The organism is Pseudomonas sp. R5(2019), assembly GCF_009905435.1.
In the GTDB taxonomy this organism is placed as follows: domain Bacteria; phylum Pseudomonadota; class Gammaproteobacteria; order Pseudomonadales; family Pseudomonadaceae; genus Aquipseudomonas.
The window spans coordinates 92,386-118,621 of record NZ_JAAAMT010000003.1 but is presented as its reverse complement, the minus strand read 5'-3'; the positions used below and the strand labels follow the sequence as shown (position 1 = coordinate 118,621).

Sequence of the window (26,236 nt, the reverse complement as noted above, 5' to 3'; positions counted from 1 at the left end):
ATGGCTGAACGTCTGAGTAATGACTTCCAGTTCATCGAGGTCGGGCGCAAGGATCCGAAGAAGAAACTGTTGCGTCAACGCAAGAAGGAATTCGTAGAAATCTACGAACCGCTCAAGCCCCAGCAGGCCTGTGACCAGGCTCACCGCTGCCTGGGTTGCGGCAACCCGTATTGCGAGTGGAAGTGCCCGGTGCACAACTTCATTCCGAACTGGCTCAAGCTGGTGTCGGAAGGCAACATCCTGGCCGCTGCCGAGCTGTCGCACCAGACCAACACCCTGCCGGAAGTGTGCGGCCGGGTGTGCCCGCAAGACCGCCTGTGCGAGGGTGCCTGCACCCTCAACGACGGCTTTGGTGCGGTCACGATCGGTTCGGTGGAGAAGTACATCACCGACACCGCCTTCGCCATGGGCTGGCGCCCGGACATGTCCAAGGTCAAGCCGACTGGCAAGCGTGTGGCGGTCATCGGTGCAGGCCCGGCGGGCCTGGGCTGTGCCGACGTGCTGGTGCGCGCTGGCGTGACCCCGGTGGTGTTCGACAAGAACCCGGAAATCGGTGGTCTGCTGACCTTCGGCATCCCCGAGTTCAAGCTGGAAAAGACCGTGCTGAGCAATCGTCGCGAAGTCTTCACCGGCATGGGCATCGAGTTCCGCCTGAACATCGAAATCGGCAAGGACATCGCCATGGAACAACTGCTCGAGGAATTCGATGCAGTGTTCATGGGCATGGGCACCTACACCTACATGAAGGGCGGCTTTGCCGGCGAGGACCTGCCGGGCGTGCATGACGCGCTGGACTTCCTGATCGCCAACGTCAACCGCAACCTGGGCTTTGAAAAGTCGCCGGAAGATTTCGTCGACATGAAAGGCAAGAAGGTCGTGGTACTGGGCGGCGGCGACACCGCGATGGACTGCAACCGCACCTCCATTCGCCAGGGCGCCAAGGCCGTGACCTGTGCCTATCGCCGTGACGAAGCGAACATGCCGGGCTCGCGCAAAGAGGTGAAGAACGCCAAGGAAGAAGGCGTGAAATTCCTCTACAACCGCCAGCCGATCGCTATTGTTGGTGAAGACAAGGTCGAAGGCGTGAAGGTGGTCGAGACCCGTCTCGGCGAGCCGGATGCCCGTGGCCGTCGCAGCCCCGAGCCGATCCCGGGTTCTGAAGAGATCATCTCGGCTGATGCCGTGGTCATCGCCTTCGGTTTCCGCCCGAGCCCGGCGCCGTGGTTCGAGCAGTTCGACATCAGCACCGACAGCCAGGGCCGTGTCATTGCGCCTGAACAGTCGCAGTTCAAGCACCAGACCAGCAACCCGAAAATCTTTGCCGGTGGCGACATGGTGCGTGGCTCTGACCTGGTGGTAACGGCAATCTTCGAAGGCCGCAACGCCGGCGAAGGGATCCTGGATTACCTGGGCGTTTAAGGCTTGAAATAGCGTCGCTTCTATTCGCGGGTAAACCCGCTCCCACAGGGTTGATGCAAACCTTGTGGGAGCGGATTTATCCGCGAAGCTTTTAGAGCTGCAAAAAAAAGTTGTCCCGAAAGACAAAAGGCACGGCTCTTGCCGTGCCTTTTGCGTTGAGCTCTGAGAAAATGCCCGCACTTTTTCCTCGGATGCCGACATGACTGCCCTGAAGAACGACCGTTTCCTCCGTGCCCTGCTCAAGCAGCCCGTAGACGTCACCCCGGTGTGGATGATGCGTCAGGCTGGCCGTTACCTGCCGGAATACCGCGCCAGTCGTGCCAAGGCCGGCGACTTCATGAGCCTGTGCATGAACCCGGCGTTCGCTTGCGAAGTCACGCTGCAACCGCTGGACCGCTACCCGGGCCTGGATGCGGCGATCCTCTTCTCCGATATCCTCACCATCCCCGATGCCATGGGCCAGGGCCTGTACTTCGAAACCGGCGAAGGCCCGCGCTTCAAGAAAGTCGTCAGCACGTTGGCCGACATTGAAGCCCTGCCCATTCCTGACCCGCAAAAAGACCTTGGCTATGTGATGGATGCGGTCAGCACCATCCGCCGTGAACTCAATGGCCGCGTGCCGCTGATCGGTTTCTCCGGCAGCCCCTGGACCCTGGCCACCTACATGGTCGAAGGCGGCTCGTCGAAAGACTTCCGCAAGACCAAGGCGATGCTCTACGACAACCCGCAGGCCATGCACCTGCTGCTGGACAAGCTGGCCCAGTCGGTCATCTCGTACCTCAACGGCCAGATCCTGGCCGGTGCCCAGGCCGTGCAGATCTTCGACACCTGGGGCGGCAATCTGTCGGCGGCGGCGTACCAGGAATTCTCACTGGCCTACATGCGCAAAATCGTCAGCGGCCTGATTCGTGAGCACGAAGGCCGCAAGGTGCCGGTGATCCTGTTCACCAAAAACGGTGGTCTTTGGCTGGAAAGCATCGCTGACGCCGGCGCTGATGCGCTGGGGCTGGACTGGACTTGCGACATCGGCGAAGCCCGCCAGCGCGTCGGCAACAAGGTCGCCCTGCAAGGCAACATGGACCCGACCGTGCTTTATGCCAAGCCAGAGGCGATCCGCGCCGAAGTCGGTCGCATCCTGGCCAGCTACGGCAAGGGCAGTGGGCATGTGTTCAACCTGGGCCACGGGATTACCCCGGAAGTCGACCCGGAACACGCCGGTGCCTTCATCAACGCCGTTCACGAGCTGTCGGCGCAATACCACCAGTAAACGCTGCCGAAACACCTGTAGAGCAGAGCTTGCTCGCGATGAATGCGCCGCGATCAGCCAGACAGACCGCATTGCTTTCTTCGCGGGCAAGCCCCAATGCCAGTCAGTTAAGGCGAGATCCAGGTGGGAGCGGATTTATCCGCGAATGAAGGCACCGCGCAATGCCAGAAAAACCGCGGTGTCTGGATTCGCGGATAAATCCGCTCCCACAGGTTTTCGGCGCTCCATTCCTTAACTGACTGGCATTGGGGCAAGTCTTGCTCCTTTAAGCTTCAATTCAGCCTGCCGCCCTAAGCTGGTCCCATCAAAACCCGGATTGGACCACGACCATGAAAGCCCAAACCCTCGCTCTGCTGCTTGCCCCGCTGTTCAGCACCGCCGCTCTGGCCGCCGGCGACCGGGTCGAGATCTTGAACTAAGCGTTCTGGTTGCCGGTTAATGCCGGCAACTTGCTCAACCGCACCGCCACCAGCAAGGCCACCACCAGCAGCGCGCCAATAAACAAGCCGATGCCGTTCCACCCCGCGTAGTGCCAGAACATCCCGCCCGCCGTACCGGCGACGCTGGAGCCGGCGTAGTAGCTGAACAGGTACAGCGACGACGCCTGGCCCTTGGCCTTGGTGGCGCGGCGGCCGATCCAGCTGCTGGCCACCGAGTGGGCGCCGAAGAAGCCGAAGGTGAAGATCAGCATCCCGACGATGATGACCGGCACCGGTGTCAGCATGGTCAGGCCCAGGCCCGCGAACATCACCACGATCGTGGCCCAGAACACCCGGCGGCGGCCGAGTTTGTCAGCCAGTGCGCCGATCTGGGCCGAGCTGTAGATGCCCGACAGGTACACCACCGACAGTAACCCCACCAGCGCCTGGCTCATGTGATACGGCTCGGCCAGCAAGCGGTAGCCGATGTAGTTGAACAGGGTCACGAAGGCGCCCATCAGCACGAAGGCTTCGAGGAACAGCCACGGCAGCCCGGCATCGCGAAAGTGCATGGTGAAGCCATCGAGCAGGCTGCGCGGCTTGAGCGAGCGGGCGCGGAAGTTGCGCGATTCAGGCAGGATTTTCCAGAACACCGTGGCGGCGATCAGGGCCAGGCCACCGATGATCAGCATCGCCGTGTGCCAGCTGACGAAATCGATCAACACCCCAATGATCAGCCGCCCGCTCATGCCGCCAATGGCATTGCCGCCGATATACAGCCCCATGGCCAGGCCGATGTGTTGCGGGTGAATCTCTTCACTCAGGTAAGTCATGGCCACGGCCGCCAGCCCGCTCAGCGACAGGCCCACCAGGGCGCGCATCAGCAGGATGCTTTCCCAGTTGGGCATCAACGCGCTGGCCAGGGTGCACAAGGCCGCACAGAACAGCGCGCAAACCATCACCGGCTTGCGCCCGACCCGGTCGGAGATGGGCCCGGTGATCAACAGGCCGATCGCCAGCATCCCGGTCGAGACCGACAGAATCAGGCTGCTCTGGGCCGCATTGATGGCGAACTCGTGGGACAGCATCGGCATCATCGGCTGCACGCAGTAGAGCAGGGCAAAGGTTGCAAAGCCGCCGCTGAACAGCGCCAGCACAGTGCGCAAAAACAGCGGCGTGCCTTTTTCTATCCAGCGGTGTTCAAGCGTGGGGGCAATCGAATCGATGGGGAGGGGTTGAGCAGGTACAGCAACAGCAGTTTTCACAGGGACCTCGGCGGGGTACGGCCAAAGAGGCAGTGAAAAAAGAATATAGCTGGCTATCGACTAACTCCAATATATTGTTCGACCTGTTTGATAGCTTTGACGAATCAATGGAGCGCCCATGGAATTGCGTCATCTGCGGTATTTCATCGCTGTGGCCGAAGAGCTGCATTTTGGCCGGGCGGCGCAGCAACTCGGCATTTCCCAGCCGCCGTTGAGCCAGCAGATTCAGGCGCTGGAACAGGAAGTGGGCGCGCGGTTGTTCGAACGGACCAACCGACGGGTGGCGTTGAGCGAAGCCGGGCGGTTGTTTCTTGAGGAGGCCCGTCAGGTGTTGGCGCAGGTCGACAAGGCTGCGGATGTCGCGCGCCGTGCGCAGCTGGGTGAGTTGGGCGAACTGAAGATCGGCTTTACCGCTTCGGCGCCGTTCAACTCGAGCATTCCGCAGGCCATCTATCATTTTCGCCAGCAATTCCCGGCGGTGCACCTGAACCTGCAGGAAATGAGCAGCCGGGAGATCGCCGAAGCGCTGGTCAATAAAACCATCGAAGTCGGCCTCATGCGCCCGCTGCCGCTGCCCGAGGGCCTTGTGGTTTCGGAGCTGGCCCGTGAACCGCTGATGGCCGTACTCAGCGCCCAGCATCCCTTGGCGCAAGGCGCCGGCGGCCTGCAGCTGGCCGCGCTGGCGGATGAGCCGTTTGTGTTCTTCCCTCGCACCTTTGGCAGCGGGCTGCATGCGCAACTGCTGAGCCTGGCGCGGCAGGCCGGGTTCACGCCGCATTTTGCCCAGGAAGCGCTGGAGGTGATGACCATTATTGCGCTGGTGGCGGCAGGGCTTGGGGTATCGGTATTGCCGTCGTCGTATCAGCGCATGCGCATTGACGGTGTGGTGTATCGCACCCTGCTGGACCCAGGCGCGGAGACGGCCGTCTGGCTGGCTCAGCGGAGTGAGCCAGCCTCGGCGATGGGGCTGGCGTTTGTGGATTTGTTGACGCGTGGGGTGCAGGCGTGAACGCCTGCACCCATCAGGGGTAAAGGCTCAGGTCCAGCGACGGAAGATCAGTGAGGTGTTGACCCCGCCAAAGGCAAAGTTGTTATTCATCACAAAGCCATGGCTCATGCTGCGAAATTCCCCACACAGGTAATCGAGTTCGCCGCAGCGCGGGTCGATGTGGTCCAGGTTAAGGGTGTGCACGTACAGGTCACGGTTCATCATTTCGATGCTGAACCAGGACTCCAGCGCACCACAGGCGCCCAGCGTATGGCCGAGGAAACTCTTCTGCGAGCTGATCGGCATGCGCGGGCCGAACAGGCTGCTGGTGGCCTGGGTTTCGGCGATATCGCCTTGCTCGGTGGCGGTGCCGTGGCCGTTCACATAGCCGATGGCCTCGGTCGCCAGGTCGGCGTCTTCCAGTGCCAGCTCCATGGCCCGGCGCATGGTGACCTGCTCCGGACGGGTGGTGTGCTGGCCATCGGCATTACTGCCAAAACCCACGATTTCGGCGTGAATATGCGCACCACGGGCCAAGGCATGTTCGAGCTCTTCGAGGACCAGCATGCCGCCGCCTTCGCCGATCACCAGGCCATCGCGGTCGCGGTCGTAGGGGCGCGGGCTGCTTTGCGGAGCGTCGTTCTTGAGGCTGGTGGCGTACAGGGCATCGAACACCATGGCCTCGGTCGGGCACAGCTCTTCAGCGCCGCCGGCGAGCATCAAGGGCAGGCGGCCGAACTTGATCGCCTCATAGGCATAGCCGATGCCCTGGCTGCCACTGGTGCAGGCGCTGGAGGTGGGGATCAGGCGGCCGGTCAGGCCAAAGAAGATGCTGATATTGGCGGCGGTGGTGTGCGGCATCATGCGCACGTAGGAGTTGGCGTTCAGGCCGTCTGCCACCGAGTTGAGCAGCATATTGCCGAACGCCTTGATTTCGGCGGTGCTCCCGGTGGATGAGCCGCAGGCAACGCCCATGCGACCGTCACGGATGATCGGGTCGTCGAGCAGGCCGGCGTCGCGCAGGGCGTTTTCGGCGGCGGCCACGGCCAGGCGCGAAACCCGGCCCATGCTGCGCAACTGCTTGCGGGTCCAGTACGGCGGGACCTTGAAGTCATCGATAGGGCCGGCCAGGCGGGTGTTCAATTCCTCGAAACGGTCCCATTCGTCCATGCGCCGGATGCCGCTGCGATTGGCCGCGAAATTCGCCACGATACTGTCCCAGTCATTGCCCAGCGAGGTGATGCCGGCCATGCCGGTGACGACGACGCGTTTCATCAACACAGCCCTCCGTTGACCGCCAGGACCTGGCGGGTGATATAGGCGGCCTCGGCCGACATCAGGAAGTTCACGGCCCCGGCGACTTCTTCAGGGGTGCCCATGCGCTGGGCCGGAATCATCTTCAGCAGTTCTTCGACCGGTACCTGCTCATCGAGCATGGCGGTATCGATCAGCCCCGGTGCCACGCAGTTAACCGTGATCTTGCGCTTACCCAGCTCGATCGCCAAGGCCTTGGCCGCACCGATCACCCCAGCCTTTGAAGCGCTGTAGTTGACCTGGCCACGGTTGCCGATCAGCCCGGACACCGAGGTAATGCAGACGATGCGCCCGGCTGCGCGGCGGCGGATCATCGGCATGATGATCGGGTGCAGGACATTGTAGAAACCGTCCAGGTTAGTGCGCAGCACCTGGTCCCAATCGTCCTCGGTGAGGGCCGGGAAGGCGCCGTCGCGGGTCAGGCCGGCATTGCACACCACGCCATAGTAGGCGCCGTGGGTCTCGACATCCTCCACCAGAATGGCTGCACAGGCGGCGCGGTCGGCGACGTCGAATTGCAGCACCCGCGCCTGTTGCCCCAGCGTGAGGATTTCTTCGCGCACCGCCTCGGCATCGCTGCGGCCACTGCGGCAGTGCAGCACCAGGTCGAAGCCTGCCCGGGCCAGGCGCAAGGCGATGGCGCGGCCGATGCCACGGCTGGAGCCGGTGACCAGAATGGAGTCAGTCATGGCTGGATTCCTGTGCGTTGGGTTGGGCCAGAGGCTGGCTGGAGGCGGGCGGGCTGAACACATTCAGGCGGGCCTGGGCTTCGATCCCGGGGCCGCTCAGGCGACATTCAAAAACGCCCATGCCGTTGTCGTCTTCCAGTGAGCGCTGGGCATGGATGCTCAGCTCGGTGCCGACCGGGAAGTGTTCCACATTGCATTCGAATTTGCGCGTGCCGAGCAAAAAGCCCAATTGCACGGGTTCGCCTTTGCTGCGGGCGCGGCAACCGGCGAAGGCGGCGACGCTTTGAGCCATCAGCTCGACGCCGATCCAGGCGGGCAGGCTGCCGTCTGGGCGGCTGAAGGGGCCGCCGGGGCGAACGGTGACATGGGTGCAGACCTGATCCTGGTCGAATGATTCGACGGCGTCGATCAGGATCATGTCGCCCGAATGGGGCACCAACTCAGCGATTGGCCAAGCGATCATGGGGCATCTCCGAGAATCAGGCTGACGTTATTGCCACCAAAGGCAAAGGAGTTGCTCATCAGCCGGCGCGCCTTGCCCTGAGGCAGGCGTGCGTGGGTATCTATCAGGTTCAGACTGGGCAGCTGTGGGTCGGGCTGCGCGTCCCAGACGTGCGGTGGCAACACGCTGTCGCGGTTGTCGGCGCAGAGGGCCAGCCAGCAGAACGCGGCCTCCAGCGCCCCGGCGGCGCCCAGTGTATGGCCGCTCAGGGGTTTGGTCGACGAGCAGGGCACGCCCGCGGGGAACACCGCCTGCACCGCCAGGCTCTCCATGGCGTCATTGTGTACCGTCGCGGTGCCGTGCAGGTTCAGGTAGTCGATCTGCTCGGGGCCCAGCTGCGCCCGTTGCAACGCCTGGCGCATCGCGGCGATGGCGCCAAGGCCCTGTGGGTCGGGCGCGGAAATATGGTGCGCGTCGCTGCTGGCGCCCTCGCCGAGCAGGGCGATTCCTGGGCCCTGGTCATCGCGACTCATCAGGAACAGGGCCGCTGCTTCACCGATATTGATGCCATTGCGGTGACGCGAGAACGGGTTGCAGCGCTGTTCGCTGATCGCTTCCAGCGCCGAGAAACCGTTCAGTGTCAGCTGGCAGAGGGTGTCTACACCGCCACAGATCACCGCATCGCACAGGCCCATGTCGAGCAGCCGGCGGGCGCTCATCAAGGCGCGGGCGCTGGAGGTGCAGGCGGTGGAAATGACGTAGGCCGGGCCGCTCGACTGCAGCCAGTCGGCAAGGCAATTGGCCGGGGAGCCAAGCTCTTGCTGACGGTAGTCGTAGCTGTCGGGAAAGCGCTGGTCTTGCAAGTAGGTTTTGATGCCGCGGCTGGCTTCGTCGATGCCCGAGGTGCTGGTGCCGAGCACGATGCCCACGCGTGTGGCGCCGTAACGGCCAATGGCCTCGCGCAGTTCGGTTTCGATCTGGTGGGCGGCAGCCAACAGCAGTCGGTTGTTGCGGCTTTCGTGCGCTGCACAGGTGTCGGGCAGCGCTGGCAGTTCAACGCGCACGGCCGCCACCGGCAGCTGCCGCTCCGGCACCCAGCCGGCTTCGGCGCGCACACCGCTGCAGTCGCCGGCAAACAGGCTGCGGCTGACCTGGGCGCGGTCAGCACCCAGGGCGCAGATCACGCCGAGAGCATTGAGAAAGGCCGTCATGGAGTCGCCTCGGTGGGCAATGGGCTGACGTTGTAGCGCAGCCCCTGCGCAAGTTTCACGGTAAAGGTCTCCGGTTGCTCATAGATCACCTGCCAGCGCTCGCCCAGCGTACGGCGCTGGCCCTGTTGGCGGGCGCCCGGGTAGTTGCCGGCCAGCTCTGCCTCAGGCGTCAGGGCGAACAGCACGGCCGCGAACAGCTCGCGGGCCTGGGGGTTGGGCGGCAGCAAGCCATCGGCCTGCCAGGTTCCGTCGCTCAGCAGTTGGCGGGCCTGGGGGATGCCGAGAAAGTCCAGCAGCGACCAGCGCAGGTTCGCCTGTTCACGCTGTATGACCAGCATCCAGTCCTGGCGTTCGCCGGCCTGCAGACGCTGTATGTGCAACTGCTGCGGCAGGTTCAGCGTCGGCATCTGTGCCGGCAGCGGTGCGCGGCTGGCGCAAGCGCTGAGCAACAGCAGGCAACTGATCAACAGTAGGCGGATCATCCGGCTTCACCCGTCCAGGTATCGCTCATGGCCGCGGCCTCGCACAGACCTGGGCCAGCATGTGCAAGCGTCGCTCGGGTTCGGCAACGAAGGGGTTGCGCTCATCCCAGGCGTAGCCGGCGAGGATCGAGCTGATCATGCCGCGGATGTCGGCGGAACTGCCCGGGTGGAAAATCACGTCCTGGAAGCGGCCGTCGTACCAGCCTTGCACGTAGGCGCGGAAGGTGTCGACACCGCGTTTGAGCGGCGCGGCGAATTCACTCTGCCAATCGACGGCATCGCCCTTGAGCTGGCGGTCGAGCAAGCCAGCGGCCATGCTCGCCGAGCGCATGGCGATCGTCACGCCCGAAGAGAACACCGGGTCGAGAAATTCAGCCGCATTGCCCAGCAGCGCGAAGCCTGGCCCGTGCAGGCTTTTGACGTTGGCCGCGTAGCCGCCGATGGTGCGTGCCGGCGTGTCCCACACGGCGTCCTTGAGCACCGATTGCAGGCTTGGGGTTTGCGCGACGAAGTGTTTGAGGCAGGCATCCAGGTCGCTGCCCGCCTCGGCAAAATGCTCGCGCCCGGCAACCACGCCCAGAGAGCAGCGGCCGTTGCTGAACGGGATGGTCCAGAACCAGATATCGCGATGATCGGGGTGTACGGTGACAAGGATCTTTTCCCGGTCGAAGGCCGGGTGTTCGATGCGGTCTTCGATGTGGGTGAACACCGCCTGGCGCACCGGGAAGTTCGACGGCGCTTCAAGGTCGAGCAAACGCGGCAGGACCCGGCCGTAACCGCTGGCATCGAGCACGAAGCCGGCTTGCACGCGGTAGCCGCTGCCGTCGATGCGGCGCACCTGCAGCTGCGGCTCAGGGCCGCTGAAATCGGCGCTGACAATCTCTTGTTCATAGCGGATTTCGACGCCTTGCCGCGCGGCCTGCTCGGCCAGCAGTTGGTCGAAATCGGCACGCTGCACCTGGAAGGTAGTGGATTTGCCATGGCTGAATGTCTCGCCAAAATCAAAGGCACTGTACTGCTCGCCACAGGCAAAGGCGGCACCGTTCTTGAGTTGGAAGCCGGCCGCTTGTACAGCCTCGAGCATCCCCGCTTCTTCGACGAAATCCAGGCAATGGCAGAGCAGGCTTTCACCGATCGAGAAGCGCGGAAAGCGCTGACGCTCGATCACCAGCACGTCGTGGCCGCGGCGCTTGAGCAAGGCTGCGGCAATTGCCCCCGCCGGCCCCGCACCAATCACGACGATGCTGCGATGTTCCATTTCACTGTTCGGCATGGGGCCTCCTGGCGGGTTCTGAATAAGGGGAAGGGCGCCGGTGGAAACCGGCCAACGCGGGCATCAAGGTTGCGCACAGGCCCATGATCATCAGGGCGAAATACAGCGCAGGGCTGATCAAGTCTTGTTGCAGCAGCAGGTTGAGGAAAATGATTTCGCTCAAGCCGCGAATATTCATCAGCAGGCTTTCCCGCCAGCGGCTCGCGCCGGCAAACGACGGGCCAGCCCAGCGCAGCCCCAGCCAGTTGCCCAGCAGCTTGCTGACGATCGGCAGCAGCAACAGGGCGGCGAACTGCCAAGCCTCAAGGTGTTGCAGCGCCTGGTGAAGGTCGATCTGGACGATACCGAAGGTCAGCACCAGCGGAATCGCCACGGCGGTTTGCACCCGCAGCAGCCACTCGGGTTTGATCGGCAGCCGCAACGGCACCTTGAGCCAGCCCAGGCACAGCAGGTAGCCGATGCCCACCAGCAGGGCGTTGAGCCGGTAATGTTCGGCGATAAACAGCAAGACAAAAAACACCAGGCCATAGACCCAGGGCGTGCGCAGCCCTATCGCGTGCAGCAGCCACGGCAACCCGGCGCAGGCCAGTGGCAGCAGCAGGCTCAGTGGCTTCAGGCTGCCCTGGCCCAGGCCAAACAGGGTCCAGCAGGCGAGGTCGATCAGGATGGCCGCCTGCACCAACCGCCGGGTGGCAGCTGGCGGGTAATCGATATGCCGCAGGTACAGGTACAGCACCGGAATGGCCGTGATGGCGAACACCAGCCCCAGCGCCAGGCTGTTCAGCCACGGCTGGGGTGGCAGCAGCCAGGCGGCGCAGGCCAGCCCGCAGGCGAAGGGCACGGCGAAACTGGGCAGGGCGATTTTCAGGCTCTGGCGCTCGGGCTTGAGGTCAATCACATCGCCCAGAATCTGCCCCAGCAACAACGCGAAGCTCAGGCCGTAAAGGGTTTTTAGCCAGGTCGGTGCAATCAGCGCTGCACCACTGAGTTGCCAGTGCGGCTCTACCCAAAAGAACATCAGCAACGGTAGGCCGAAGGTCGCCAGCAGCAGCTGGCTGACAATCGGGATCAGCCCCAGCCTGCGACCGATAAAGGTCACGGCGGCAAACAACGACAAGGCCAGCAGCCAGAACAGCAGGATCATCATGTTGCTCGCTCCAGGGTTTGGCGCTTGGCCGCCCACGGGGCGAGCAGAAAGCTGAAGGCCAGGCCCAGGCTGACCGCCAGCCCGAAGTTGCTGACCGCCGGTGTGCTCGACACCGCCAGCAGGCCGAACGACAGCCAGGTGGTGGTGGCGGCCAGCAGGGTGCCGAGCAGGCTGACGGCCGCGCCACCGACTTGTTCGCGCATCAGGATGGCATAGTCGACGCTGATGGCGGTCACCAGCAACAGGCCGAACAGGCTGAACAGGGTCAGCGGCTGCCCGAGCCAGCCCAGGCTCGCCAGGCTGCACAAGGCTGCCAGCAGCGGCAGGGCAACGATCCGCAGGGCGCCGCCCAGACCAAAGGGCATGACCAGCAACAGCACGATCAATGCGCAGGACAGCAATTTGAGTTCTGCGGCGCTGATCTGGGTATCGGCGAACACCTGGTTCAGGTCGCCCAGGCGGTCCACCAGGGTGACGCCTTCAAGCCCATCGGCCTGGACCTTCAGCAACGCGGGGTTATTCAAGCCTCTCAGGCTGACCATCGCCGCCACGCCGTCGCCACTGTCGCCCAGCCAGAGCGTACGCCACGGCTCACCGAGCGGGCCGGCCAGCGCCTGGTCGATATCCAGGGTCGGCAAGGCCTGCAGTTGTGCCAGTTCAGCTTGCAGGGCCGGCAGTGGCAGGCCCGCGGCCAGCAGCGGATGCCAGTGCTGCGGCATTCCGGACAGGGCGGTGCGCAGGCGCTGCTGTTCGTCAGGGCTGCTGACCAGTTGATCGAGGGCCATGAAGCCTTGCAGCTTGTTCAGGCTGACCAGTTGCTCCAGTCGTTCACTCAAGCCGCCCAGTCGTTCCAGCAATTGCTGTTGGTTGGCCGCGCGTACCAGGAAGAACTGGCTGGTCGGCTGGTAGCCGGTGATGCGGGCAATGGCTTGGGCTTCTTCGAGCAGTTGGGGCGGGCTGCCGACCCATTGGCGGATGTCGTTGCGGGTCTCCAGCTGCCAGACGCCAAGGCCACAGAACAGCAGCACTGCGGCCAACAGCAGCGGATTGCCCAGCCGCTGCAGCAACACTTCGCGCAGATCAACCAGCGCCTGGGCCACCCGCAGCGGCCAGTCGGTGGGGCGCAGTTGTACCCGTGTGAGCAAGGCTGGCAGCAAGCACACGGCACACAGGTAGGCACCGATCAAACCGGCGGCCGAGAACACCGCGATCTGGGTCAGGGCCGGAAAGGGCGTGAAGGCCAGTGCCAGGTAGCCGATGCAGCTGGTGACCAGGCTCAGGGTCAGGCCTGGCAAGGTGATCCGCAACGCTGTCCAGCTGCGCCAGGGGTTCAGGCTCCAGCTTTTGGACAGGTAGTGCAGCGGGTAATCGATGGCCACGCCGATCAGGCTTGAACCCAGCACCAGGGTCATCACGTGAATCCGGCCGAACAGGGCGATACAGGCGGTGGCGCCGAACAGCATCCCCACCAGCACCGGTACGAACGCCAGCAACACGCCCGCGCGGCGAAAGGCCAACAGCAGCAACAGCAGAATCCCAAGCGTGGCGCCGCCACCGACCCAGGTAATTTCACGGCTGGCCTGGCGCTGGCCATTGGCGGCATACAGCAGGCCGCTGGCGGCGAGTAGTTGGGCGCCACTGTCACCGGCCTGCTGACGCGCGTTGCTCAACAGATCGGCGACTTTGAGGGGCAGGTGCAGGTCGAAGGCGTTGCCTTGGGTGCGCGCCCGCAGCAGCACCCATTGCTTGCCATCGGCCTCGGCGACCAGCGCGCCGCTGCTCAGGTCCAGTTGCACACTGGCCGGTTGTGCCTGATTGTTCTGGATGCGCCCGGTGAGGCCGAGCCAGTCGTCCTGGCTCGCCACCAGGCTGAAGGCGAAGGGGTCGTAGAGCGTCTGCACGCGCTGTTCGATAAAAGCCTGTGGCTGTTCAAGCAGCAGCTTGCGATCGGGCGCAGGCAGCAATGCCAGGCGTCCTTGCAGCAGTTGCGCGCGCAATGCCGGCAAGTCGGCCTGCAGGTTCCACTGGACCTTTTCAAACAGCCCGCTGGCTTGCCACTGCTCACCGAGACGGTGGGCCAGGGCGATGGCCCGGGTCCGATCGGGGTGACCGACCAGCACCAGCATCTCCCGGTTCAATGGCTCTTGCATGCGCTGTTCGGCGCGCTGCTCGAGCGCATCGGGGGTGGCCCCGGGCACCAATTGCATCAAGTCCGCCGACAGCGGCGCGGCCGCGTGCCACTGCCAGCCGGCCAGCGCGGCGACGGCCAGCAACAGCAGCATGAACAGGTGCGGCAGCAGGCGTTCAGTCGGCAAAGTCGTGCTGCTCCGCAGGGCTGAGGCTGGCGGCGCTGGTGCTGGCCGGCATCAGCAGCACGGTGCTGTCGCCTTGGGTTTCCAGCAGTTCGATGCGTTCGACAAAGGTGCCGCCGTTGATGGTGATGGCAGTGAAGATCTGCTTGAGCAGCAGCGAGCGTGGCGTCAGGTTCAGCTGCCAGCGCTTGGCATCACCTTGCAGGGCCAATTCGAAGTCACGCTCAAGGCCACTGCTGTCGCCTTTGAGCACGGCGAAAAACAGTTGGTTCTGCTGGGCGGCAGCGGTCTTGCCGGGCAAGCGCTGCCAGCCGCTGGGGTCGCGGCGGGCGATGCCTTGGGCGTCGATGCGGTAGTCCTGCTGCACGGGGGTCTTGAGTAGCCAGAGCAGGCCCTTTTCCTTGGCGAGCACAAAGTCGCCCTTGCTCACCAACGGTTGCGGCAGGGCACGCAGGTGTTTTTCCTGGGTGAAGGGGCCGTGGATCACAGCAGGCTTGGCCAGCTGTGCTTGCAGGTCCTTGAGGTCGAAGGCCTGGGCCAGGTTGGCCATGGCCAGCAGGCTCAAGGCGCAGAGCAGGCGCACGCCGCGGCTCATGCCAGGGCCTGCTGTACGGCATCGACAAACACGCCGGGCGAGGCCAGCTGCATTTCGCCGCTCTCGATATGGACGGCGACCTGCACGGAGCTGGCGCGGGTCATGCGCTCGCCACTGACCGCATCGCTGATCAGGTAGTGGATCTTCAGCCGGTTTTCCCACTCCACCAGGCTTGCGCGAACGCGCAGGCGCTGGCCGAAGGTGGCGCCACGGATATAGCGCAACTGCAGGTCGATCACCGGCCACTCATAGCCGGAATCGCGCATCTGCAGGTAATTGTGCGCAAGCCGGTCGAGCAGCGCGCAGCGGGCGATTTCCAGGTATTTGACGTAGTGGCCGTGCCAGACCACTTGCATGGTGTCGACGTCGAAAAACGGCACCAATACTTCGGTATCAACGTGCAACACGCCTTGGCTACGCATGCAACCCCCAGTGCCGTTCGGCGATCCGTTGCAGGCACAGGCGCAGCTCGCCTTCCAGGGCGCGGTCTTCAATAACTGGGGCAAACTCTTTGAGCAACTGCTCGTGCATAACGGCCAGCGGCGCCGGCAGCGGCCGTGCCTCGGCTTCGCGGTTGCGCAGCCAGACGCCCTGGTTGGCGGCCAGCAGGGTTGCGGCGGCCACCTGTTCAGTCAACTCCAGCACCCGCAAGGCATCGCGGGCAGCGATGGTGCCCATGCTGACCTTGTCCTGGTTGTGGCATTCGGTGGAGCGCGAGAACACGCTGGCGGGCATGGTCAGTTTCAGCGCCTCGGCGGTCCAGGCGCTGGCGCCGATCTGCACGGCCTTGAAGCCGTGATTGAGCATCGCCCGCTCCTCGGCTGCGCCGGACAGATTGCTCGGCAGGCCGTGGTTGTAGCGCACGTCTACCAGCAACGCCAGTTGCCGGTCGAGCAGGTCGGCGACGTTGGCCACCAGGGTTTTGAGGCTGTCCATGGCGAAGGCGATATGACCGCCGTAGAAGTGCCCGCCGTGCAGCACGCGTTCGGCTTCGGCGTCGATGATCGGGTTGTCGTTGGCGCTGTTCAGCTCGGTCTCGATAAAGCCGCGCAGCCAGCCCAGGCTGTCGGCCAGCACGCCGAGCACATGCGGGGCGCAGCGCAGCGAATAGCGGTCTTGCAGGCGATGCAGGGGCGCGGTTGGGGCGTCGATGGCGAGGTCCTGACGCAGCCAGGCCGCCACTTGCAGCTGGCCGGGATGCGGCTTGGCGGCAAACAGGCGCTCGTCGAAGTGCTCCGGATTACCCTGCAGCGCCACCACGTTCAGGGCGGTGATGCGGGTGGCCAGCTTGAGCAGGTAGTCGGCCCGGGCGAAGGCCAGGCAGGCCAGGCCGGTCATGACCGCTGTGCCATTCATCAGCGCCAGGGCTTCCTTGGGCCGCAACACCAGCGGTTGCCAGCCCAGTTCGCGGTGCACCTCCAGGGCGCTGCGGCGCTCACCGCGAAACAGTACTTCGCGCTCGCCCGACAAGGTCGCGGCCACATACGAAAGTGGAGTCAGGTCGCCACTGGCGCCCACCGAGCCCTCTTCGGGAATCAGCGGCAGCACATCGTGTTCGAGAAAGCCTTGCAGCCGTTCGAGCAGCTCCACGCGCACCCCGGACACTCCATGGCAGAGCGACTGCAAGCGGGCGGCGAGCACGGCGCGGGTGGCCCCGGCGTCGAGCAGCTTGCCCAGCCCGCAGCCATGGAAGGTGTAGAGGTGACGGGGCAGGGCCTCGACATGCTCCAGCGGCACGGCGACCACGCAGGAGTCGCCATAACCGGTGGTGACCCCGTAGATCACGCCTTCCTTGTCGAGCAGGGTATCGAGAAAGCGCGCGCCCTTGGCAATGCGCTCTCGGTACGCCGGGTCGGTTTCAAGCTGTGCGGGGGCCTGACGCCAGGCCAGGGCCTGGACGTCTTCGATGCTGAGGGGGAGCGGGCCGAACGTGACCGGCTCAAGCGGATGCGTCGTCATCGGTCTTCCAGTAAGGGTAGAAATTGAACCATTGTTGGGGTGCTTGCCGGCAGTAGTGGCCCAGGCGTTCAGCGTAGCGGCCGGCCCAGTGCGCGATCACCTGGTCGCGGTCGCTGCGCCGCCAGTTGATCGCCTCGGCGAACGGCTCGAGGGTGACCCGGTAGCGACCCTGGTGCTTGAGGCAAAAAATCAGATTGAGTGGGCATTTCAGCAACCCGGCCAGCAACCATGGGCCCTGCGGGAAGGCCGCGGGGTGGCCGAGAAAATCGACCGTGACCTGGCGCCCGCCGTGCAGCGGAATGCGGTCGCCGGCAATCGCCAGCCACTCGCCATCGTCCAGGCGCTGGCTCAGTTGCAGCATGATCGCCGGGTCCAGCTCGCTGACTTGAATCAGGCGCAAATGGGTGGCACCGGCCTCGCCGAGCAAGCGGTTGAAGCGCTCGGCGTGACGGGTATGCACCAGCACATTCATGGTCACCTGTTCACCCAGCTCGGCCAGTGCACGGCAAACTTCGAGGTTGCCCAGGTGCGCGCCCACCAGCATTTGCCCGCGGGCACCGCGCAGCTGTTGGCGCAGAAAGCCTGGGTCAATGATTTCGATCTGCTCGATGCCCAGCTTGCCGTTCCAGACATCGAGCTTGTCCAGCAGCGCATCGGCAAAGGCCATGAACTGGCCGAACACCCGGCGATGAGTCGGGCGCAGCTGCGGCTGCCCGCTCCAGCTCGCCAGGCGTTGCTGGTATTGCCAGGCGCTGCGCCGGGCGCGGCGGCCAAACAGGAAAAAGTACAAGACGATGCCGTGCAGCACCGGCCCAAGCACCCGTCGGCCGAGTAGCTTCACGCCCAATGCAGTCAGCTTCATCAACCAGAAGCTGCCGCGCTCCTGCTGGTCGGCCCAGTGTTCTTGCGTGCTCATCCCTGAAACCTGCGCCAGAGGATCAGCGGGAAACGCAGCAACATGCCGAAGAACAGCTTGGCGTGCATCTTGGAAATCAGCACGTTGTCGTGGACCAGGCGAAAGTGCGAGAGCCCGTCCTGGGGGTAATGCACGCGGGTGGCCAGCCACTGCATCGGCTGGTTGCGCCAGGCCAGGCGGACGAGGATTTCCGGGTCGAAGTCCATGCGCTTGCCAAGCTTGACCGAGTCGATCAGCTGCAGGGTGACCGGCAGCGGATAGACGCGAAAACCGCACATCGAATCGGGGATGCGCAGCGACAGGCTGTTGATCCAGACCCACACGTGGGTCAGGTAGCGCGCATACAGACGGCCCTTGGGCACGCTGGCATCGTACTGTGGATAACCGCAAATCAGCGCCTGTGGATAACGGCGCGAAGTCTCGATGAAACGGGCCACGTCCTGAAGGTCGTGCTGACCGTCGGCGTCCACCTGCAGCGCATGGCTGAAACCCAATCGCCTGGCCTCGCGAAGTCCCGCCATGACCGCGCCACCCTTGCCCTGATTGACCGTCAGGCGGGTCAAAAAGACCTGCGGTTGCCCGGCCAGTTGCTCCAGCACCCGCGCGCAGGCCGGGCTGCTGGCATCATCGACCAGCACGCAGGGCAAGCCGGCCTTCAAAAGCTCGGCGACCACCGCCGGGACGGCGCGTTCGTGGTTGTACACCGGGATCACCGCGCAGGGCTTATGCGTCATGGGCAAGCTCCAGCAAAATGCGGCCGCTGGAGCAGGCTGCGCCCGCATCATTGCGGTAACTGAAATAGAGTTTGCCGCGCGCAGGGTCGAAGCGCAGGTTCAGTTCCAGCGTGTCGCCGGGGCGGACCAGATTCTGGAATTTCAACACTTCCATGCCGGTAAAACGTGCGCCGGGCGCCAGGTGCTCGCAACCCAGCCGGATAGCCCAGTCAACCTGCACGACACCCGGCAAGACCGGCGTGCGGGCGAAGTGGCCGCTGAACACGGCGAGGTCTTGAGGCACGTAGAGCGTCCAGCGCTGTTCATCGTTAACCGTGCTGTGTTCGAGGACCTCCGGGGTTTGCGGGCGTGGCGCCAGCAAGAGTGCTTCGACATCAGCCTGGGGTAGCTTGCCCTGGGTATTGAGCGGCAGCTGGCGCACCAGTCGCCAGCGGCGTGGCAAGGCAATGGCTTCGCAGTGCCGGGACAGATGCTCGCGCAAGGCGTCGGTCAGGGCGCGTCGCCCCTGCTCGCGCAAGGCTTTCAGCCCCTGGCTGCTGAGCACCAGCAATGCACCGAGGCTGGCGCGACGTTCCTGAACCACGCCTAGCCGCGCCTCGGCGACCCACGGGTGATCCATCAGGGCCTGCTCAAGCATGGGCAGGGCGATACGTTTTTCTTCCAGTTTGACGATCCGGTCCAGGCGGCCGAGCAGGCGAAAGCGACCGTCGTCGGCAATTTCGGCGGCATCTGCCGTTTGTTCCACATGCCCGGCGGGCAGGTAGGGCGATTCGATCCGCAGGGCACCTTCCTCGTTCTGGCTCAGGCGCACATCGGCAAAGGGTTGCCACAGGACGTCGGCCTGGCGCCAGGCGATACCGCCGGTTTCGGAACTGCCGAGAATTTCGATGGGCCATTGACCGAGGCGTTGTTCCAACAGGGCCGCGGCCTCGGCGGGCAGTGAGCCGCCGGAGGAGAACACCCGCCGCACCTGGCGCAACGCGGGCCAGTCAAGGTTGTCACCCATGCGCTTGAGCAAGGCCGGGCTTGCGACCCAGGCAAAGGCCGGATGCTCTCGGCTGGCGCGTTGCAGCTCTTCGGGGAAGGGCAGCTGGCGGCGGACAAAACCGCGCCCGGCGCATAGCGGCCAGAGCACGCGGAACAACAGTCCATAAATGTGTTGGGTGGCGACGCTGCCAATGATGCAGGCATTGCCCAGCGAGTCGCCCCACAGCTGCTCGAGCGCCGACACTTCATTGGCCAGTTGCCGCAGGCATTTGTCGATGCGCTTGGGCTCGCCGCTGGAGCCTGAAGTGCACAGGCTGACCTGGGCGCGGTCGAGGTCGAGCGCGGTGGCGGGCAATGGTTCGCCATAGAGACTGTTCAAGCGGCTGTCGTCGGGCAGGTCGCTGAGCCACAGCTGAACATCGGGGCTCCAGCGTTGCCGGGTCTGCGGCTGCAGGTCGGCCGGCAGCAGCACTTGGGCACCGGCATGCCAGGCGCCAAGCAAGGCGATGGCCAAGTCACCGGCATCTTCCAGGTGCACGGCCAGCCGGTTGATGCCGCGGGCTTTCAGGCCACCGGCCAGGCGCAGGGCCTGGTCGCGCAGCTGGGCGTGGTCCAGGGCCGGGGCGAAGGTCACCGCCCGACCCGGCTGCGCCTCGATCAGCAGCTGCTCAAGGGCAATCCATTTCATGGGCGTTCTCGTACACGTTGACGTATCAGCCATTCAGCAGCGAACAGCAGGCCCATCAGGGCATAGGCGATCACGCCGTTGTAGAGCGTCCACCAGTCCAGCGGCGCCCACAGGGTCAGCCCACTGGCAATCAGGCCGTTGCCCAGGAAAAACAGGCACCAGACCTTGGTCACCTGGCGGGTGTAGGGGATCGCCGCCGTGGGCAGCTCCGGTTCGCGCAGGCGTGCCAGGCGCTCGACCAGCGGCGGGCCGTAGCGAAGGCTCAGGCCGAACAGACCGAGCAGGAAACTGTTGATCAGTACCGGGTACCAGCGCAGCAGCTGCGGGCTGTTGGCCACTGCCAACACCCCGCAAAAGGCCAGTGCGGCCAGGGCCATCCACAGGCTGCCGGGCTTTCCACCGCTGGTCAGCGCCCGGCCCAGCCACAGCCCGCCCAACAGTAAGGCGAACTGCCAGGGGGCAAAATGCGCCATGCCCGCATACACCGCAAAGGGGTACAAGACGCCCGCCAGCAACAGGCCCAGGCCAATCAGATGCTTCATGCAGCCGGTTGCACCAGGCGGTAAACCGCCTCGACCACGTCGCTGACCGTACGCACGGACTTGAAGTCCTCGGCGGCGATCTTCTTGCCGGTCTGGCGCTTGATATGGTCGATCAAATCGACGGCATCGATGCTGTCGATTTCCAGATCCTCATACAGGTTCGAGTCCAGGGCGATACGGTCGGGTTCGAGTTCGAACAGTTCAACCAGGGCAGCGCGCAGGGTATTGAAGATGTCATCACGGGTTTGCATGGTGCGGTCTCAGGCAGCCTGTTTTGCAGTGACAAAAGCCGCGAGGCTGGCCACGTTGGTAAAGTGCGAGCGGGTGTCCTTGGCATCGGCGTCGATCTTGATGCCGTAGCGCTTCTGGATCGCCAGGCCGAGTTCCAGGGCGTCCACCGAATCCAGGCCCAGGCCTTCGCCGAACAGGGTTTGTTCGCTGTCGATGTCGGCGGCGCTGATGTCTTCCAGGCCCAGGGCGTCGATGATCAGCAGCTTGATTTCAAGGGTGAGGTCCGGGTGCAGATCGCTCATCTTCGGCGAGCTCCTTTAGAAAATAGTGGTGCAAAAAGTCATTCAACTTGCGCGAGGCCTGCGGTGGCGGGCCTGTTGCCGCGAAGGATTGCGGGTCGATATCGGCGCCCACATGCAGGCTGAAATGCACACGGCGCAAGGGGATGCGATACCAGGGTTCGGCCTTGGTCAGCGTGGTCGGGCTGACCTTGATGGTCACGGGGGTGATGATTCTCGCACCCCGCAGCGCAATTGCGGCAGCGCCGCGATGAAAGGCGGGCGCGCGGCCAGGTTGGGTGCGTGTGCCCTCGGGGAAAATGATCAGGCTCTGGCCGCCTTGCAGGGCAGCGACGGCGGTGTCGAGCATGTCCATGCTGCCGTCGTTGCTGATGTAGCCGGCATCGCGTATCGGGCCGCCGGTGAAGGGGTTCTGCCACAGGCTTTGCTTGACCACGCAGTTGGCCTGGCGGATCAGGCCGATCAGAAACACCACGTCAATCAGCGACGGGTGGTTGGCGATCACCATCTGGCCGGGACGGCCGAGCCGTTCAGGGTGCTCGATGGCGTAGGTGAGGACGCCGCTGCGGTGCATGAACCGCACGAACAGCCAGAACAGCCAGCTGATGGTGTGGCGGGCGCGGCGCTGGTGGGCGCGGGTATCGCCCGGCAGGCACGACAGCAAGGGAAACACCAGCACGCGCAGGCATAACCCGCCTAGCCCGAACAGGCTGAAGCTCAGGGCCGTGGCCAGCAGACGCCAGTAATAAGCGTCGCGGCGGCGATTCAACGGTTGCGCTGCCATGTCCATTCGCGGCGCTCCCAACGGTGGCGGCAAGTGGGGGAAGCGGTCAGCAGGCAGCGCAGCAGGTCAAGGCCGTGGGGCAGGCCTGCGGGTTCGGCAGGTTCGCTGTTATGGCCGAGCGTCAGCTGCCAGTCATCGCCCGGGGTTATCAGCAGCCCAACGGCGTAGGCAAAGGGCACGTCGTCGATCCAGTGTTGGTAGGCGCGAGGCGGCTGCTCTTCAGCAATCACCAACAGCACCGCCCTGGCGCCGTCGGCGATCAGCCCGGCAGCCTCGAGCATGCCGTGTTCCAGACCGTCGCCGGTCGCGGCCAGCGCGGTCATCTCGCTGGTTTCTGCGCGCAGGATCGACCACAGGCCAATCACGGCGTTATGCACCGACAGGCTGAACTGGGTGGGTGACAGGGGTTGGCGCAAGGCTACGTCGCTGAGGATCTCGAAGGTGCGTGGGGTTTCGCCATGCCGGGAGACAAACACCAGCGGCAAGGCTTCATGGCCTTCAGCCAGCGGCCAGCCAACGCTGAACGCCATGCGGGCCAGGCGGCTCAAGCGGCGCCGTTGCATGGCCGGCAAGAACGAAACATCGGGAGCGGATTGACTGTCATCGACAGGGGTCGGCGACTGGAACCAGCGCAGCCAGTCTTCGTCTGACTCAAGCCCGGGGGCCCAGGCACGCCATCGCGCGATATTGAATGTGATCAACGTGTACTTCCCGCCGTATAGACGTCCATGCCGTGGGAGAGACTCGGTGCGACCACCTACCGTGGCATGGCGCAATCGCCGAGTGTGGGCATTATCCGGGTGAGGCTTGCAGGTAGCAAATATTGGTTGAATACACAGACCTGTAGGCCGTTCGACAGTTCAATGGCTAAAAGCCCGGCGGTGCTGGCTTATTCGATGTAGAGGCCACTACACTCGGGCATTCCCCAGGAACACGGAGGTCTTTTCATGCGGCGCGTGGTATTCAATCAGAAAGGTGGCGTAGGCAAGTCGAGCATCGCCTGCAACCTGGCGGCGGTCAGTGCCAGTGAAGGCTATCGGACGCTATTGATCGATCTGGACGCCCAGGCCAACTCGACCCAGTACCTGACGGGCCTGACCGGTGATGACATCCCCATGGGGATCGCCGATTTTTTCAAGCAAACCCTGTCGTCCGGGCCATTTGCCAAGAAGAACAAGGTCGATATCTACGAAACCCCGTTCGACAACCTGCATGTGGTCACCGCGACGCCGGAGCTGGCGGATTTGCAGCCCAAGCTTGAAGCCAAGCACAAGATCAACAAGCTGCGAAAGTTGCTGGATGAGCTGGCCGAGGATTATGACCGGATATACCTCGACACCCCTCCGGCCTTGAATTTCTATGCGGTTTCGGCGCTGATTGCAGCTGATAGAGTATTGATCCCCTTCGATTGCGACAGCTTTTCCCGCCAGGCGCTGTACGGCTTGCTGGCCGAGATCGAAGAATTGAAGGAAGACCACAACGAAGACCTCGCCGTCGAGGGCATTGTCGTCAACCAGTTCCAGCCACGGGCCAGCCTGCCCCAGCAGATGCTCGACGAGTTGATCGCCGAAGGTATGCCGGTGCTACCGATCTACCTCAACAGCTCGGTCAAGATGCGTGAATCGCACCAGGCCAACATGCCATTGATCCACCTCGACCCACGACACAAGCTGACCCAGCAATTCGTCGACCTGCACAACTTGCTGGAAAACGCCTGATTCAAATGCCCTGGCTGCCCAGCCAGGCGAGCAATTGCGGCAACGGGAAGGCGCCACTCTGGCGCGCCACTTCCCGGCCGTCCTTGAACAGGATCAGGCTCGGGATCGAGCGAATCCCCAGCTGTGCCGACAACGGCTGGTTGGCCTCGCTGTCCAGCTTGGCCAGGCGGCAGCGTCCCGCCAATTGTGCCGCCGCCTGCTCGAACACCGGCGCAAATGACTTGCACGGCCCGCACCAGTCCGCCCACACATCAATCAACAACGGCAGATCGCCCTTGATCTGGCTGGCGTAATCGCCTTGCTTGAGCTCGAAGGGTTTGGCCTGCAGCACCGCCGCCTTGCACCGCCCGCACTTGGGTTGATCGCCCAGGCGTTCGGCGGGGATACGGTTCAGGCCGTTGCAGTGGGGGCAGGGGATTAGTAGTGGGGCGGTCATGGTGTGGGGCTCCGGCAAAAAGGCGATTGATTGCCTATTTGGCGGCTTGGAGGTCGGTTATCAAGGGTTACACCTTGTTGCTTGTGGCTGGCAGCTCGGGGCTTGTATGGTTCGCCAACAGAAGAAGGAGCAAGCACGATGAGTTCTCTAATCGAAGAGGCAGCGGAGCACTGGTGCTATATCGCGCCTTTGTTACGAAAGCCGGCAACAGAGGCTGAATACGATGCGCTGGTGGAGTCTATCGACGAGCTGCTGGTACTGATAGGCGAGGATGAGTTCCATCCACTGGCCGGTTTGCTGGTGCAGATGGGCGATCTGGTCGCGGCCTACGACCGCGAGCACCGGCCGATGCCACCCGTTACCCGTGCCGATGCCTTGCGGTTTTTGTAGGAGCCGGGCTTGCCCCGAATAGAACGACGCAACCCTTGTAGGAGCGGACCTGGCCGCGATGGGCTGCGAAGCGGCCCCGGCGATTCCGAAACCGTACGCATTCCCAGGGCTTGTCATAGATATCACCGGCCTCGGGGGCTGCTGCGCAGCCCATCGCGGCCAGGTCCGCTCCTACATGGACGTCTGTGTTCCGGTCCTTAATGCCGCGAATGGGTGCGGCACCGATGTTCAGGAAGAGCAGCTGATCTCCAGATGCTTGCCCCACTCCGGTGGCCGTTCGGCATAGGCTTCCATGCCTGGCTGGGCATCGAAGGGGCGGATGAGCACGGTGTGCAGGCGGCGGACTTCTTCGTAGTCGCCGCGTTGCGCCGCGTCGATGGCGTTCTGGGCCAGGTAGTTGCGCAGCACATACAGCGGATTGACCGCGTGCATGCGTGCGGTGCGGGCGGCATCGTCGGTATTGCCTTCGCGCTCCACGCGCGCCGAATAGTCCTGGCCCCAGGTATCAAACCCTTTGATATCGACGAAATCATCGCGCAAGCGCTGCACGGCCAACTCGGCCGCCTGATCGCCGAGGCGGCGGAAAAACTGGCTGTAGTCCACGCCGCTGTTTTGCATCAGTTGCAGCAATCGCTCAATCAGCGGTTTGTCTTCTTCCTCCGCTTGGGTAAAGCCCAGGCGGCGGCGCATCAGGTCCAGGTAATGGGCTTCATACAGCGGCAGGAACAACCCCAATGCCTCGCGCAGCGCCTCGACACTGATGAACGGCGTTAGCGCTTGGGCCAGCGCGCTCAAATTCCAGTGCGCGATCGGCACCTGATTGCTGAAGGAGTACCGGCCCTGATCGTCGGAATGGTTGCAGATGAAATTGGCGTCGAAGTCATCGAGAAAGGCGAAGGGGCCGTAGTCGAAAGTGATACCCAGGATCGACATGTTGTCGGTGTTCATCACCCCGTGGCAAAAGCCATAGGCCTGCCATTTGGCGGTCAGTTCGGCGTTGCGTTCGACGATGTCGCGGAACATCGCCAGGTAAGGTTCGGCTGCACCCAGGCAATGGGGAAAGTGCTCGTTGAGCACATGTTCGGCGAGGATCTTCTGCTGTTCCGGCTGGCGGGTGTAGTAGAAATATTCGAAATGCCCGTAACGTACATGGCTGGGCGCCAGGCGCATGAGCATCGCCGCGCGTTCCTGGGTTTCGCGCCAGACCACGCTGTCGGAGCCGACAACGCACAGGGCGCGGGTGGTCGGGATGCCCAGTGCATGCAAGGCTTCAGAGGCCAGAAACTCGCGAATCGAAGAGCGCAGCACGGCACGGCCATCGCCCATGCGCGAGTACGGCGTTTGCCCGGCCCCCTTGAGGTGCAGGTCCCAGTGCTCGCCCCTGGAATTGACCACTTCGCCCAGCAACAGCCCGCGCCCGTCGCCCAGGCGCGGGGTGTACGAACCGAATTGATGCCCCGAATACACCATCGCCCGCGGCTCGGCTTCGGACCACAGCTTGTGGCCGCTGAACAGCTCGGCAAAGGTCGGGGAGAAGGTTTCGGCCGGGTCGAGGTCGAGCAGGTTCATGGCCGCTTCACTGGCCACCACCAGTCGGGGTTCGGCAATGGGGTCGGGCAACACCGAGGTGGAAAACGCATCGCCCAGGCGGGCGAAGCGGTTGTCGAAGATCAGTTCGTCGAGGGCTTTCAATGGCCGGCTCCAGCAGAATACTTGAGTATTCTGCTGG

General features: G+C 63.8%; 27 protein-coding genes. 5 read left to right on the top strand and 22 right to left on the bottom strand.

Annotated features, from left to right (window positions below):
• Both GUY40_RS03400 and hemE read left to right on the top strand, forming a co-directional pair.
• Nucleotides 1-1,419 carry an FAD-dependent oxidoreductase gene (locus GUY40_RS03400; protein WP_166567535.1) on the top strand — a complete coding sequence of 473 codons (1,419 nt, stop codon included), beginning with the start codon at nucleotides 1-3 and terminating at the stop codon, nucleotides 1,417-1,419.
• Between the two features lie 199 nt (nucleotides 1,420-1,618).
• The gene (hemE, locus tag GUY40_RS03395; protein WP_166567534.1) at nucleotides 1,619-2,686 is read left to right on the top strand and encodes a uroporphyrinogen decarboxylase; all 1,068 of its coding nucleotides are present in this window, start codon (nucleotides 1,619-1,621) and stop codon (nucleotides 2,684-2,686) included.
• A 415-nt stretch (nucleotides 2,687-3,101) separates the two neighbouring features.
• Here hemE and GUY40_RS03390 read toward each other — a convergent pair whose 3' ends face one another.
• A complete protein-coding gene (locus GUY40_RS03390) occupies nucleotides 3,102-4,331 on the bottom strand; it encodes an MFS transporter (protein WP_371924699.1) in 1,230 nt (409 codons plus the stop codon).
• A gap of 157 nt (nucleotides 4,332-4,488) precedes the next feature.
• Between GUY40_RS03390 and GUY40_RS03385 the strand changes: the two genes are divergently transcribed.
• On the top strand, nucleotides 4,489-5,379 hold the full coding sequence (locus tag GUY40_RS03385) for a LysR family transcriptional regulator (RefSeq protein ID WP_166567532.1): 891 nt from the start codon (nucleotides 4,489-4,491) through the stop codon (nucleotides 5,377-5,379).
• 27 nt (nucleotides 5,380-5,406) lie between these two features.
• On the opposite strand, the gene GUY40_RS03380 is transcribed toward GUY40_RS03385, so the two are convergent.
• From GUY40_RS03380 to GUY40_RS03290, 19 genes are read right to left on the bottom strand one after another with little or no spacing between them, the layout of a single operon-like run.
• A complete protein-coding gene (locus tag GUY40_RS03380) occupies nucleotides 5,407-6,633 on the bottom strand; it encodes a beta-ketoacyl-ACP synthase (RefSeq protein ID WP_166567531.1) in 1,227 nt (408 codons plus the stop codon).
• Nucleotides 6,633-7,361, bottom strand: a complete 729-nt coding sequence (fabG, locus tag GUY40_RS03375) for a 3-oxoacyl-ACP reductase FabG (RefSeq protein WP_166567530.1) — start codon at nucleotides 7,359-7,361, stop codon at nucleotides 6,633-6,635. The genes GUY40_RS03380 and fabG overlap by 1 nt, the downstream gene beginning before the upstream one ends.
• Nucleotides 7,354-7,824, bottom strand: coding sequence for a hotdog family protein (locus GUY40_RS03370; protein ID WP_166567529.1), 471 nt, complete (start codon nucleotides 7,822-7,824; stop codon nucleotides 7,354-7,356). Before GUY40_RS03370 ends, fabG begins: the two co-directional genes overlap by 8 nt.
• Nucleotides 7,821-9,014, bottom strand: coding sequence for a beta-ketoacyl-[acyl-carrier-protein] synthase family protein (locus GUY40_RS03365; RefSeq protein WP_166567528.1), 1,194 nt, complete (start codon nucleotides 9,012-9,014; stop codon nucleotides 7,821-7,823). The genes GUY40_RS03370 and GUY40_RS03365 overlap by 4 nt, the downstream gene beginning before the upstream one ends.
• Nucleotides 9,011-9,496 carry a DUF3261 domain-containing protein gene (locus tag GUY40_RS03360; protein ID WP_166567527.1) on the bottom strand — a complete coding sequence of 162 codons (486 nt, stop codon included), beginning with the start codon at nucleotides 9,494-9,496 and terminating at the stop codon, nucleotides 9,011-9,013. Before GUY40_RS03360 ends, GUY40_RS03365 begins: the two co-directional genes overlap by 4 nt.
• 25 nt (nucleotides 9,497-9,521) lie before the next feature.
• The gene (locus GUY40_RS03355; RefSeq protein ID WP_166567526.1) at nucleotides 9,522-10,769 is read right to left on the bottom strand and encodes an NAD(P)/FAD-dependent oxidoreductase; all 1,248 of its coding nucleotides are present in this window, start codon (nucleotides 10,767-10,769) and stop codon (nucleotides 9,522-9,524) included.
• Nucleotides 10,756-11,916 (bottom strand): sodium:proton antiporter, encoded by a 1,161-nt coding sequence (locus GUY40_RS03350; RefSeq protein WP_166567525.1) that lies wholly within the window; start codon nucleotides 11,914-11,916, stop codon nucleotides 10,756-10,758. Before GUY40_RS03350 ends, GUY40_RS03355 begins: the two co-directional genes overlap by 14 nt.
• Nucleotides 11,913-14,231: an MMPL family transporter gene (locus GUY40_RS03345; RefSeq protein WP_166567524.1), complete on the bottom strand. Its 2,319-nt coding sequence runs from the start codon at nucleotides 14,229-14,231 to the stop codon at nucleotides 11,913-11,915. Before GUY40_RS03345 ends, GUY40_RS03350 begins: the two co-directional genes overlap by 4 nt.
• A complete protein-coding gene (locus GUY40_RS03340; protein ID WP_166567523.1) occupies nucleotides 14,221-14,823 on the bottom strand; it encodes an outer membrane lipoprotein carrier protein LolA in 603 nt (200 codons plus the stop codon). Before GUY40_RS03340 ends, GUY40_RS03345 begins: the two co-directional genes overlap by 11 nt.
• Complete coding sequence (locus GUY40_RS03335; RefSeq protein ID WP_166567522.1) at nucleotides 14,820-15,245, bottom strand: thioesterase family protein; 426 nt, start codon at nucleotides 15,243-15,245, stop codon at nucleotides 14,820-14,822. Before GUY40_RS03335 ends, GUY40_RS03340 begins: the two co-directional genes overlap by 4 nt.
• A complete protein-coding gene (gene hutH, locus GUY40_RS03330; RefSeq protein ID WP_166567521.1) occupies nucleotides 15,238-16,782 on the bottom strand; it encodes a histidine ammonia-lyase in 1,545 nt (514 codons plus the stop codon). The genes GUY40_RS03335 and hutH overlap by 8 nt, the downstream gene beginning before the upstream one ends.
• Complete coding sequence (locus GUY40_RS03325; RefSeq protein WP_166567520.1) at nucleotides 16,763-17,698, bottom strand: glycosyl transferase; 936 nt, start codon at nucleotides 17,696-17,698, stop codon at nucleotides 16,763-16,765. Before GUY40_RS03325 ends, hutH begins: the two co-directional genes overlap by 20 nt.
• On the bottom strand, nucleotides 17,695-18,432 hold the full coding sequence (locus GUY40_RS03320) for a glycosyltransferase family 2 protein (RefSeq protein ID WP_166567519.1): 738 nt from the start codon (nucleotides 18,430-18,432) through the stop codon (nucleotides 17,695-17,697). The genes GUY40_RS03325 and GUY40_RS03320 overlap by 4 nt, the downstream gene beginning before the upstream one ends.
• Complete coding sequence (locus GUY40_RS03315) at nucleotides 18,422-20,107, bottom strand: AMP-binding protein (RefSeq protein WP_166567518.1); 1,686 nt, start codon at nucleotides 20,105-20,107, stop codon at nucleotides 18,422-18,424. The genes GUY40_RS03320 and GUY40_RS03315 overlap by 11 nt, the downstream gene beginning before the upstream one ends.
• The gene (locus GUY40_RS03310; protein ID WP_166567517.1) at nucleotides 20,104-20,649 is read right to left on the bottom strand and encodes a hypothetical protein; all 546 of its coding nucleotides are present in this window, start codon (nucleotides 20,647-20,649) and stop codon (nucleotides 20,104-20,106) included. Before GUY40_RS03310 ends, GUY40_RS03315 begins: the two co-directional genes overlap by 4 nt.
• Nucleotides 20,646-20,900: an acyl carrier protein gene (locus GUY40_RS03305; RefSeq protein ID WP_166567516.1), complete on the bottom strand. Its 255-nt coding sequence runs from the start codon at nucleotides 20,898-20,900 to the stop codon at nucleotides 20,646-20,648. Before GUY40_RS03305 ends, GUY40_RS03310 begins: the two co-directional genes overlap by 4 nt.
• Before the next feature lie 9 nt (nucleotides 20,901-20,909).
• Entirely contained in the window at nucleotides 20,910-21,182 is a 273-nt protein-coding gene (locus GUY40_RS03300; RefSeq protein ID WP_166567515.1) for a phosphopantetheine-binding protein, read from the bottom strand.
• The gene (locus GUY40_RS03295; protein ID WP_166567514.1) at nucleotides 21,151-21,969 is read right to left on the bottom strand and encodes a 1-acyl-sn-glycerol-3-phosphate acyltransferase; all 819 of its coding nucleotides are present in this window, start codon (nucleotides 21,967-21,969) and stop codon (nucleotides 21,151-21,153) included. Before GUY40_RS03295 ends, GUY40_RS03300 begins: the two co-directional genes overlap by 32 nt.
• A complete protein-coding gene (locus GUY40_RS03290) occupies nucleotides 21,945-22,664 on the bottom strand; it encodes a beta-ketoacyl synthase chain length factor (RefSeq protein ID WP_166567513.1) in 720 nt (239 codons plus the stop codon). The genes GUY40_RS03295 and GUY40_RS03290 overlap by 25 nt, the downstream gene beginning before the upstream one ends.
• 246 nt (nucleotides 22,665-22,910) lie before the next feature.
• Here GUY40_RS03290 and GUY40_RS03285 point away from each other — a divergent pair, with 246 nt between their 5' ends.
• Nucleotides 22,911-23,681 (top strand): ParA family protein, encoded by a 771-nt coding sequence (locus tag GUY40_RS03285; protein WP_166567512.1) that lies wholly within the window; start codon nucleotides 22,911-22,913, stop codon nucleotides 23,679-23,681.
• A 1-nt stretch (nucleotide 23,682) separates the two neighbouring features.
• Here GUY40_RS03285 and trxC read toward each other — a convergent pair whose 3' ends face one another.
• On the bottom strand, nucleotides 23,683-24,117 hold the full coding sequence (gene trxC, locus GUY40_RS03280) for a thioredoxin TrxC (protein ID WP_166567511.1): 435 nt from the start codon (nucleotides 24,115-24,117) through the stop codon (nucleotides 23,683-23,685).
• Nucleotides 24,118-24,255: 138 nt separating this feature from the next.
• Here trxC and GUY40_RS03275 point away from each other — a divergent pair, with 138 nt between their 5' ends.
• Entirely contained in the window at nucleotides 24,256-24,507 is a 252-nt protein-coding gene (locus GUY40_RS03275; RefSeq protein ID WP_166567510.1) for a hypothetical protein, read from the top strand.
• A 228-nt stretch (nucleotides 24,508-24,735) separates the two neighbouring features.
• On the opposite strand, the gene selO is transcribed toward GUY40_RS03275, so the two are convergent.
• Nucleotides 24,736-26,199 (bottom strand): protein adenylyltransferase SelO, encoded by a 1,464-nt coding sequence (selO, locus tag GUY40_RS03270; protein ID WP_166567509.1) that lies wholly within the window; start codon nucleotides 26,197-26,199, stop codon nucleotides 24,736-24,738.
• Nucleotides 26,200-26,236 lie beyond the last annotated feature (37 nt).

Bases quoted from the DNA above. Each gene is read 5' to 3' on its own strand.
- GUY40_RS03320 (WP_166567519.1), bottom strand. From the start codon at position 18,432: ATGACGCATAAGCCCTGCGCGGTGATCCCGGTGTACAACCACGAACGC.
- GUY40_RS03325 (WP_166567520.1), bottom strand. From the start codon at position 17,698: ATGAGCACGCAAGAACACTGGGCCGACCAGCAGGAGCGCGGCAGCTTC.
- GUY40_RS03400 (WP_166567535.1), top strand. From the start codon at position 1: ATGGCTGAACGTCTGAGTAATGACTTCCAGTTCATCGAGGTCGGGCGC.
- GUY40_RS03340 (WP_166567523.1), bottom strand. From the start codon at position 14,823: ATGAGCCGCGGCGTGCGCCTGCTCTGCGCCTTGAGCCTGCTGGCCATG.
- GUY40_RS03365 (WP_166567528.1), bottom strand. From the start codon at position 9,014: ATGACGGCCTTTCTCAATGCTCTCGGCGTGATCTGCGCCCTGGGTGCT.
- GUY40_RS03285 (WP_166567512.1), top strand. From the start codon at position 22,911: ATGCGGCGCGTGGTATTCAATCAGAAAGGTGGCGTAGGCAAGTCGAGC.
- GUY40_RS03350 (WP_166567525.1), bottom strand. From the start codon at position 11,916: ATGATGATCCTGCTGTTCTGGCTGCTGGCCTTGTCGTTGTTTGCCGCC.
- GUY40_RS03335 (WP_166567522.1), bottom strand. From the start codon at position 15,245: ATGCGTAGCCAAGGCGTGTTGCACGTTGATACCGAAGTATTGGTGCCG.
- GUY40_RS03360 (WP_166567527.1), bottom strand. From the start codon at position 9,496: ATGATCCGCCTACTGTTGATCAGTTGCCTGCTGTTGCTCAGCGCTTGC.
- GUY40_RS03310 (WP_166567517.1), bottom strand. From the start codon at position 20,649: ATGAAGCATCTGATTGGCCTGGGCCTGTTGCTGGCGGGCGTCTTGTAC.
- hemE (WP_166567534.1), top strand. From the start codon at position 1,619: ATGACTGCCCTGAAGAACGACCGTTTCCTCCGTGCCCTGCTCAAGCAG.
- GUY40_RS03315 (WP_166567518.1), bottom strand. From the start codon at position 20,107: ATGAAATGGATTGCCCTTGAGCAGCTGCTGATCGAGGCGCAGCCGGGT.
- GUY40_RS03385 (WP_166567532.1), top strand. From the start codon at position 4,489: ATGGAATTGCGTCATCTGCGGTATTTCATCGCTGTGGCCGAAGAGCTG.
- GUY40_RS03300 (WP_166567515.1), bottom strand. From the start codon at position 21,182: ATGAGCGATCTGCACCCGGACCTCACCCTTGAAATCAAGCTGCTGATC.
- GUY40_RS03295 (WP_166567514.1), bottom strand. From the start codon at position 21,969: ATGGACATGGCAGCGCAACCGTTGAATCGCCGCCGCGACGCTTATTAC.
- hutH (WP_166567521.1), bottom strand. From the start codon at position 16,782: ATGACGACGCATCCGCTTGAGCCGGTCACGTTCGGCCCGCTCCCCCTC.
- GUY40_RS03275 (WP_166567510.1), top strand. From the start codon at position 24,256: ATGAGTTCTCTAATCGAAGAGGCAGCGGAGCACTGGTGCTATATCGCG.
- GUY40_RS03305 (WP_166567516.1), bottom strand. From the start codon at position 20,900: ATGCAAACCCGTGATGACATCTTCAATACCCTGCGCGCTGCCCTGGTT.
- GUY40_RS03355 (WP_166567526.1), bottom strand. From the start codon at position 10,769: ATGCCGAACAGTGAAATGGAACATCGCAGCATCGTCGTGATTGGTGCG.
- fabG (WP_166567530.1), bottom strand. From the start codon at position 7,361: ATGACTGACTCCATTCTGGTCACCGGCTCCAGCCGTGGCATCGGCCGC.
- GUY40_RS03370 (WP_166567529.1), bottom strand. From the start codon at position 7,824: ATGATCGCTTGGCCAATCGCTGAGTTGGTGCCCCATTCGGGCGACATG.
- trxC (WP_166567511.1), bottom strand. From the start codon at position 24,117: ATGACCGCCCCACTACTAATCCCCTGCCCCCACTGCAACGGCCTGAAC.
- GUY40_RS03380 (WP_166567531.1), bottom strand. From the start codon at position 6,633: ATGAAACGCGTCGTCGTCACCGGCATGGCCGGCATCACCTCGCTGGGC.